Annotated in this window: 4 protein-coding genes; all 4 read left to right on the forward strand. The window is 67.9% G+C overall.

Going from position 1 to position 4,060, the window contains the following annotated elements:
• The coding region (locus tag I55_RS20740; protein WP_044562493.1) for a hypothetical protein at positions 1-335 on the forward strand (335 nt) is incomplete at its 5' end.
• 22 nt (positions 336-357) lie between these two features.
• Positions 358-987, forward strand: a complete 630-nt coding sequence (locus tag I55_RS20745) for a hypothetical protein (RefSeq protein WP_148293873.1) — start codon at positions 358-360, stop codon at positions 985-987.
• 222 nt (positions 988-1,209) lie between these two features.
• Positions 1,210-1,485, forward strand: coding sequence for a hypothetical protein (locus I55_RS20750; protein ID WP_148293874.1), 276 nt, complete (start codon positions 1,210-1,212; stop codon positions 1,483-1,485).
• Positions 1,486-1,987: 502 nt separating this feature from the next.
• Positions 1,988-4,015 carry an NACHT domain-containing NTPase gene (locus tag I55_RS33345; protein ID WP_049974352.1) on the forward strand — a complete coding sequence of 676 codons (2,028 nt, stop codon included), beginning with the start codon at positions 1,988-1,990 and terminating at the stop codon, positions 4,013-4,015.
• Positions 4,016-4,060 lie beyond the last annotated feature (45 nt).

A 4,060-nucleotide genomic window follows, 5' to 3' on the forward strand; every position in this document is an offset into this window, starting at 1 on the left:
CGGGGCCGGCCTTGCAACGCCTTGCCACCGATCCCGACGTGGACGTGCGCCGGAACGTGGCGAGGAACCGCTCTGCGCCGGGGTCGGCCCTGCAATGCCTGGCCGTCGATCCCGTCGTGGACGTGCGCCGGAACGTGGCGGAGAACCCGTCGGTGCCGGGGCCGGCCTTGCAATGCATGGCCGCCGATCCTGACGTGCGCGTGCGCCGGAAGGTGGCGGGGAATCGCTCGGCGCCGGGGTCGGCCCTGGCGCGCCTGGCCGCCGACCCCGAAAAGGAAATGCGGCAGGCAGCGGCGGAGAACCCTAACACCCTATTGGAAAGCCTGCCCAACTAAACAGCCCTGAAGGAGAGAAGTGATGAATGGGAAAGACATGGCCTTCCTCGCCGGCCTGGCGGCCTTGGCGTCGGATAGGCCCCAGGGCCAGATCGATGAGGAGGGCGTCAACGGGTTAGGCGCGGTCCTGGGGTTGGACGGCCCTGATGTCCTAAGGATGGTAACGGGAGCTCAAAAGGACGGGCTTGTCGAGCTCGCCTGGGGGCCGCTGCTGTCCGTCACGGACAAGGGGCGCCGGCTGGTGGCGGGCCAACCAGAGCACGGTGCCGGTGTGACCGCAGGCCTGGGTAGCGTGGTGATCTTGGGGTCCGTTGGCAATAACAATAATTTGGGGCCGTCCGCTGGGGCACCGGGCGCCACTGTGGCGCTCAATGGAACGATGGAGGGCGTTCCCTCCGGTGTGCTGGCGGCAGCCCTTGCACTGCTCCAGGACTCTCGGGCCTCCCTGCCGGAAGCGGCCCGGGAACCGGCGGCGGCGTTGGAACGGCACCTCGCGGTGACCTTGGACGCCGCGGGCCGCGAGAATCCGGACAGTTCGCGCGTCCTTGAGGGCGTGACCAAGGCCAACCAGCTGCTGGATCAGGTAGAGAAGGCCGGTGGAAGTCTCGGGCGCCTGGGAAAAATGCTGCTGTCCCTTTATGGCATGTTTTGATACCGCACTTGGTGGAACCTGGGTCAGTCCTGCATGACGATGCGGACCGCGATCGACAGGGTGTCACCCTCATCCAGGCAATTGGCGGCGATCCTCGGAATCCCAAAGAGCAACAGCAAAGGGAGACGTTTCGACGTCGAAACAGTATGGGGAGAGGGGCGCATGTCCGAAGAAAATATGGTGCCTAAGTCGACGAAGGGCGGGGAAGGGGAGTGGACGCTTATGTTCGTACTCCCCCTGATCGATCTTGAGCAGCCCATCGAGAGCGGTGACATGGCCTTGGTATCGGTCGATGATCCCCGAGTGCGCACGATGACCCGCCTGCGCGAGGCCCTGCAGGGCCGCGACGCCAAGGCGGCCCGGTGCCAGGGGCTGGAACGCCGCTTGGAGCGCCTGGTGGCCGCCAAGGATGCCGTCTGGATAGAACCCCATTGCGCCTGGACTGCCAGGTCCTGGGTTCCCTGGCCTGCGCCGGCGCCGACCCCCGCAAACGCGTAGGCGAAGTGTTCAAAGCCCGGGCGACGGCGGCCGGTTATACCGGCAGCGGCACACCGGATGAGGGCAGGGTCTCCGGCCACAGCCTTCGAGTTGGTGCGGCACAAGACCTGCTGGTGGCGGGTTTCGGCCTACCCGCCTCTCCCGCCATACCTGCCCACTATGGCGAGCGCATCCAGGCCAGCGACGGCGCCATGGCTCAGCTGGCTAGGGCAGGGGGGCTGAGCGGTAGCTCGGCGGAAAACAGACACTTGGCACTGCGTTCACAGGTGTTCATGGCGCACATTGTTCGGGTCGAGACAACGTCCCTCGACAATCCAGCTCCATTTGGGCGAACACGGGGCCATGCTTGAACAGACCGAACAGCAGGCTCGCAGGTCCATGGGGAAACAGAAGCACATCCCGACCAACAAAACAGGAAAGAATGCTGACCTTTCCTCATAGGCATGAATCGCATTACCGCGCTAGCATGGTCACTATCCTTCGCTGAAAGGTTGTTCACCTGATGCCCATGCCGGCCCCCGCCTCTCCCCTGGAGATTACCTACGTCCCCGCCCGCCTGGGAACTCCCGTCTTCAGGGAGGCGCGGAACCGTGTAGAGGACAAGATCCGCCTGCCCCAGAACTATGAGGCTTGGCGCGAGGGTATCGCCGTCCAGGAACAGGCCTGGGAGGAGCGTCCAGAGCCCCAGGTCTTGGACGAGCTGCGGAGCGGCACGGCCTTCAAGGTCATTCTGGGAGAGCCCGGGGCGGGCAAGAGCCGGCTATTGGAGCACTGGGCCGAGCGGGCCCGGCCGGCGGCGCCCGGCTACGGCACCCTGGTGCCGCTGCTGCTGCCCCTGCGGCGCCTGCAACATCTGCCCCCCCGCCAGGATCATCCCGATCCGCGGGACCTGGCCGTGCAGGGCGAAGGCCTGGCCGACGCGCTATGGGCCCTGGGCGACCCCGGCCTGCCGGGACAAGGCCGGTCCTTCCGCCCCCTGTGGCTACTGGACGGGCTGGATGAGCTGCCGGATACCGGGTCTCTGGGGGACTGGCTGAAGCGCTTCCGCACCCTGCCGGGCGCCGTGACCGTCACCTGCCGTACCGCCGTCTGGCAGGGGCTCACCGGTGAGCTTGTGGGCCAAGGCATCGTGCGGGTGGAAACCCTGATGCCGCTGCGGCCTGGGGCGGAACGGGCCGCCTTCCTGGTCCCAGCCCTCGGGCTGGCCGAGGCGGCCAGCCTGGCGGCGGCCCTGGACCGCAATGCCGCCCTGGCCACCCTGGGCGGCAATCCCCTGCTGCTGACCCTGGCGGCCCTGGTTTGGCTTGAGGACAAGGCCCTGCTGCCGGCCTCACGGGCGGCGTTTTACCGGAGGGCCGTGGCCGCCTTGTGGAAGCGGCGATTCCCTGTAGAGGGGCCGCAGTACCGTACCCGGGAGCGCGACCAGGTGCTGGAGCGCCTGGCTGCCACCATGGGGTTGGCGCCCGAAGTGGACTTGAAAGTCCTGGAGGCTTGCTTGGTCACGATCTGCGGGACGGAGCGCGACCCCCTGATGGAGAGGCTGAAGGCCAGCGGCCTGCTGGTGGTGGACGACGGGCGGGAGCGGGTGTCCTTCCTCCACCTGACCCTCCAGGAATATTACCTGTCGGTCAGCCTGGTGGACACAGCAGCCCGGGCGGCGATGGAGCGGCACTGGGCCGATCCGCGGTATGAGGAGGTCCTGGCCCTGGTGCTGGCCCGGTTGGCGGCCAACGGCCGCGGTGAGGAAGCCGGCGACGCCCTGGCCTGGCTGGTGCGGCAAGGCCAGGCCCATGCCGCCGATCGCGCGGTGCTGCACCGGATAGGGCGCAGCCCGCTGAGGACCGCTCTCCACTTGGTCGGCCGATCGAGCCTCGCGCCAGAAGCGCTGGGGGCAGGCTGGCGCGACCTTCAGGATGCAGTCGGCCCCTCCTTCCCCCGGGCCCTCGCCATCGCCCTGGACCGAGGCACGCCAAGCGTTATGCTGGAGCGCTTGGCAGCCGATCCGGACGCAGACGTGCGGCAGGCGGCGTTAAGAAACCCCTCCATGCCGGCGGAGGCGCTGGAGCGCTTGGCAGCCGATCCGGACGCAGACGTGCGGCGGGCGGCGTTAAGAAACCCCTCCATGCCGGCGGAGGCGCTGGAGCGCTTGGCAGCCGATCCGGACGCAGACGTGCGGTGGGCGGCGATAGGTAACCCCTCCATGCCGGCGGAGGCACTGGGACGTATAGCCGACGGTCTAGACTGGGCCATGCAGCGGGCGGCGGCGAATAACCCCTCCACACCGGCGGCGGCGCTGGAACGCCTGGCCGATTATCCGGAAGAGACCATGAGGCGGGCGGTGGCCATGAACCCTTCCACACCCGCGGCGGCGTTGGAACGCCTTGCCAACGACCCGGACGTGACCGTGCGGTGTTGGGTTGCGAGGAACCCCTCCACCTCTCAGGCGGCCTTGGAGCGCCTTGCCGACGATCCCGACGTGGACCCGCGCAGTTATGTGGCGTGGAATCTCTCCACACGGCGTCGGTGCTGAAGCGCCTTGCCACCGATCTGGACATCCACGTGCGGGCGATGGCGG

Origin of the sequence: Azospirillum sp. B4 (assembly GCF_000333275.1) — a bacterium.
GTDB lineage: Bacteria > Pseudomonadota > Alphaproteobacteria > Azospirillales > Azospirillaceae > Nitrospirillum.